4 protein-coding genes are annotated in these 4,196 nt (G+C 62.3%); 2 read left to right on the top strand and 2 right to left on the bottom strand.

Annotation, left to right across the window (positions count from 1 at the left end; all coding sequences use genetic code 11):
- Positions 1-109: 109 nt before the first annotated feature.
- A complete protein-coding gene (locus tag QMX93_RS29955; protein WP_212545954.1) occupies positions 110-961 on the bottom strand; it encodes a CAP domain-containing protein in 852 nt (283 codons plus the stop codon).
- 199 nt (positions 962-1,160) lie between these two features.
- On the opposite strand from QMX93_RS29955, the gene QMX93_RS29960 reads away from it, so the two are divergent.
- Complete coding sequence (locus tag QMX93_RS29960; RefSeq protein ID WP_053121048.1) at positions 1,161-1,781, top strand: cell wall hydrolase; 621 nt, start codon at positions 1,161-1,163, stop codon at positions 1,779-1,781.
- Here QMX93_RS29960 and QMX93_RS29965 read toward each other — a convergent pair.
- Positions 1,778-2,665, bottom strand: coding sequence for a LysR family transcriptional regulator (locus QMX93_RS29965; RefSeq protein ID WP_282359188.1), 888 nt, complete (start codon positions 2,663-2,665; stop codon positions 1,778-1,780). The two genes, QMX93_RS29960 and QMX93_RS29965, sit on opposite strands and share 4 nt — an antisense overlap.
- 103 nt (positions 2,666-2,768) lie before the next feature.
- Between QMX93_RS29965 and QMX93_RS29970 the strand changes: the two genes are divergently transcribed.
- On the top strand, positions 2,769-4,181 hold the full coding sequence (locus QMX93_RS29970; RefSeq protein WP_282359190.1) for an MFS transporter: 1,413 nt from the start codon (positions 2,769-2,771) through the stop codon (positions 4,179-4,181).
- The last annotated feature ends 15 nt before the right edge of the window (positions 4,182-4,196 follow it).

Below are 4,196 nucleotides of genomic sequence, written 5' to 3' on the forward strand. Positions count from 1 at the left end.
GAGCTTGCTCGCGAAGGCGTAAATACAGTCAATGCATATTTCGACTGGATAGACGCCTTCGCGAGCAAGCTCTGCTCCTACTGATTTTGCGGTGTTTGAGGACGCGGAGTTACTGCGCCCCGAACATGGCGGTCCAGTAGATGCCTGCGCTGCTTTTCGGGTCGGTAGCGTAGGCGGCGCCGAGTTCTTTGTATTGCGGGTTCATCAGGTTGGCGCAGTGGCCGGGGCTGGCGATCCAGCCGTCGACGACTTTGCGCACGGTGTCTTGGCCGGCGGCGATGTTTTCGCCGACCAGTTGACCGCTGTAACCGGCCAGTTCAGCGCGGTCGCCGGGGGTGCGGCCGTCGCGATCCTTATGGTCGAAATAATTGTTGTTGGCCATGTCGCGGCTGTGATCCTGGGAAATCGTGCCCAGCGCAGCGTTCCAGGCCAACGGTGCGGCAGCGGCGAAGGCCTGACCACCGCACTGGCGCGGCTGACTGCGGGCGACGTTGAGTTGCTCCAGCAGTTTCTGCCCTTCACTTTGCGCATCGCCGAGTTTGGCCGACAACAGCGGTCGCGCCAGCACGATGCGCCAATCGCGATCGGCGCGGCTGACACCGACATCGACGAACTGCGGATCGAGCACCACCTGACAAAAACTCTCCTGAATCGCCTGCATCGCCGACGCCGCATCGCGCGGGCCATTCAGCGTGATCGCCTGCACATTGACCATCGGGTAACTGGCGCTGGCCATGGCTTGCTGCAAATCCACAGCGCCACTGGCCGGCAGGCGCAAGCGGGGATCGGCCGACAGCGGCGGCAACTCATTGGAGGCCTGCGAACCGCAGCGTTGCGGCTGGCTGCGGTAGCTGTTGATCGACTCGATCAGTTGCGATTCATCGCTGGCCAGCGCCGGGATGGCCAACACAACGCCAGCGGACAACGCGGCACAACGTAAAACGAATGGCATGAAGCGCATGGAAATCTCCCTTGAGCTGAATGCGCCCATGATGCGCGAAAGGCCCCCGGTGGGTGCAATGTCTTTTTCTTCATTCGACGGTTTTTTCTGCGCAACTTTGTCTGGCGTTTTGCCGTCTACACTCACCGAAGACCCCGGGAGCCGGGCGTCTCACCCACGCAACACGTTGCCCTTAGCGGGCGCTGCCGGAAGAACTGACATGGGATTGAAAGGCTTGGCTGGCTGTATGGTTTGCATCCTGTTGGCGGGCTCCGCATGGGCCACCGATCAGGCCCCGATCAAGGCGAAAGCTGAAGAAAAAGCGCAGGTGCTGGAGGAAAAAGCGGCGGACAAAGTCAGCAGCGCGCCGGCGCCGAAAGCCGAAGCGATTACCCCGACCGAAGCGCAAGCGGTCGACCCTGCCGGCGCTGCACCGCTGGATGATCCGCTGACCTGCCTGGCGCGCAGTATCTATTGGGAAGCCAAGGGCAAGGACACCCCGGAAATGGAAGCGGTGGCCAGCGTGGTGATGAATCGTCTCGGCCACGAAGGTTTTCCTGACACCGTGTGCGCGGTGGTCAAGCAGGGTTCGGAAACCAAGAGCTGCCAGTTTTCCTGGTGGTGCGATGGCAAGGCCGATCAGGTCAAGGAGGACTCCGAATACGCGCTGGCCAAGGAAATCGCCGGCAAAGCGCTCAACCGTCAGCTCCCGGATCGCACCCGCGGCGCGCTGTACTTCCACGACCGCAACGTCCACCCGAGCTGGGCCAAGGAGTACCGCAAAACCGCCGAAACGAAAAAATTCCTCTTTTACAAACCGGCCGGTGGCGACGCGCGTTAGGCGCAGACCTGACGCACACAATCGCGCAACCAGCGGTGTGCCGGATCAGCGTCCATGCGCGGATGCCAAAGCATTGAGACGCTGATCGGCGGCATCTCGAAGGGCAGAGCGAAACTGTGCAGGCCGCTGCGCAGTTTGCTGGTGTGGCGCTCCGGGACAGTGGCGATCAAATCCGATTCACGCACCAGCGTCAGCGCCGCCGAAAAACCGCCGAATGAGGTGACGATGTCCCGCGTCAGCCCGAGCGCAAATAGCGCTTCGTCTACCGGGCCGCTGCTGCGCCCGCGTCGGGAAATCAGAATGTGCTCGCCACCGGCAAAACGCTTGCTGCTGACTTTTCCCGAACTCAAGGGATGCCCCTCACGCACCACACCGATCCAGTGATCCTGAAACAGAATGCGGCTGTGCAGCGTCGGGTCGGTGCTGTCGTCGATCACGCCGGTTTCCAGATCGACGCGGCCCTCGCGCAGCGGCGTGCTGTCCTTGTCGGCCTTCTGCACAAAGCGCAGGCGCACACCGGGTGCTTCTTCAGCAATGCGTGCGAGCAGGGCGGCGGCGAAGGTTTCGACAAAACCGTCGGTGTTGCGCAGGGTAAAGGTGCGTTGCAAGCGGGTCGGGTCGAGCACGTCGGCAGGGCGCAACACCGCCTCGGCTTCCTGCACCAGATGACTGACGCGTTCGCGTAATTGCAATGCACGCGGCGTCGGCACCAGACCGCGACCGGCCCGCACCAGCAGCGGATCGCCGGTGGTCTCGCGCAGACGGGCCAGGGCGCGACTCATCGCCGAAGGACTCAATCGCAGGCACTTGGCCGCGCGGGCGACGCTGCCTTCACGCAGCAGCACGTCGAGGGTGATCAACAGGTTCAGATCGGGTGCGGACATGACATGGCGTTCCATGCAGGTATCGAGTGCAAAGCATGCGTCTTGTGCCTTGTATTGTCGAGGCTCAGGCTATGCAGCATCACCTCTGCCAAGTGAACGCAAGATGCCCCGAGAACCCCTGAACACATCAGCCCGCTGGGCGCTGACCAGTCTGGCCCTGTCGATGTTGATGCCGTCGCTGGACACCAGCATTGCCAATGCCGGCTTACCGATGCTGGCGGCGGCGTTTGATGCGACGTTCCAACAGGTGCAGTGGATCGTTCTGGCTTACCTGCTGACAGTCACCACGCTGATTGTCAGCGTCGGGCGGCTGGGCGACGGCATCGGTCGGCGCCGATTGCTGTTGATCGGCATCGGCGTTTTCACCGCGGCCTCGTTGTGTTGTGCGTTGGCACCGGGACTGGGTTGGCTGATCGGCGCGCGAGCGGTGCAAGGCGTTGGCGCGGCGATCATGTTTGCCTTGACCGTCGCGCTGGTGGCCGATGCGGTGCCGAAGTCGCGCGCGGGCAGTGCGATGGGTTTGTTGGCGACCATGTCAGCGACCGGCACCACCCTCGGGCCGTCGCTGGGCGGATTGTTGATGGCGCATCTCGGCTGGCATTCGATTTTTCTGCTCAACGTACCGCTGGGTTTGCTCAATGCGTGGTTGGTGTTCCGCTATCTGCCGGCAGATCGAGCGATCAGCACACGGGTTGCCTTTGATTATTTCGGCACCGGGGTGTTGGTGTTGACGCTGGCGGCTTATGCGCTGGCGATGACGCTGACAGGTCTGGCCCTGCCGTTATTGCTGGTCAGCGCGTGCGGCGCGGGGCTGTTTGTTTTTATCGAGATGAGGGTGAAGGCGCCGCTTATTCGCTTGTCGCTGTTTGCCGACCGACGATTGAGCAGCAGCCTCTTGCTGACGTTATTGGTGACTACCGTGATGATGACCACATTGGTGGTTGGGCCGTTTTACTTGAGTCATGGTCTGGGTTTGAGCAGCGCCACGGTAGGACTGGTGTTGTCGATCGGGCCGTTGTTGGCGGCGTTTGGCGGTGTGCCGGCCGGGCGGCTGGTGGATCGCTTTGGCGCGCGCCGGATCGTGCCGGGTGCGCTGCTGGGATTGGCTTGTGGTTCTGGACTGTTGGCGTCGTTGCCGATGAGCCTTGGCGTGTTCGCGTACGTGTTGCCGATTGCGATGGTTGCGGTCAGCTATGCGTTGTTTCAGGCAGCCAATAACACCGGGTTGATGGCCGGCGTGAGTCAGGATCAGCGCGGGGTGGTCTCGGCGCTGTTGGGGCTGGCGCGCAATCTGGGCTTGATCACCGGGGCGGCGGTGATGGGCGCGGTGTTTGCACGGGCGGCGGGGGATCCGACGGAGGCGCCGGCAGCAGCAGTTGCCAGTGGTTTACACATCACCTTCGCGGTCGCCACGGCCCTCATGCTGACAACCCTGATCATCAGTCGAACCGCGGTCAAATGTAGGAGTGAGCCTGCTCGCGATAGCGGTGTATCAGTCAATGAAGAGGTAGGCTGAACCACCGCTATCGCG

Source organism: Pseudomonas sp. PS01303, from assembly GCF_029959385.1.
GTDB classification, from domain to species: domain Bacteria; phylum Pseudomonadota; class Gammaproteobacteria; order Pseudomonadales; family Pseudomonadaceae; genus Aquipseudomonas; species Aquipseudomonas rustica.

Bases quoted from the DNA above. Each gene is read 5' to 3' on its own strand.
- QMX93_RS29955 (WP_212545954.1), bottom strand. From the start codon at position 961: ATGCGCTTCATGCCATTCGTTTTACGTTGTGCCGCGTTGTCCGCTGGC.
- QMX93_RS29960 (WP_053121048.1), top strand. From the start codon at position 1,161: ATGGGATTGAAAGGCTTGGCTGGCTGTATGGTTTGCATCCTGTTGGCG.
- QMX93_RS29965 (WP_282359188.1), bottom strand. From the start codon at position 2,665: ATGTCCGCACCCGATCTGAACCTGTTGATCACCCTCGACGTGCTGCTG.
- QMX93_RS29970 (WP_282359190.1), top strand. From the start codon at position 2,769: ATGCCCCGAGAACCCCTGAACACATCAGCCCGCTGGGCGCTGACCAGT.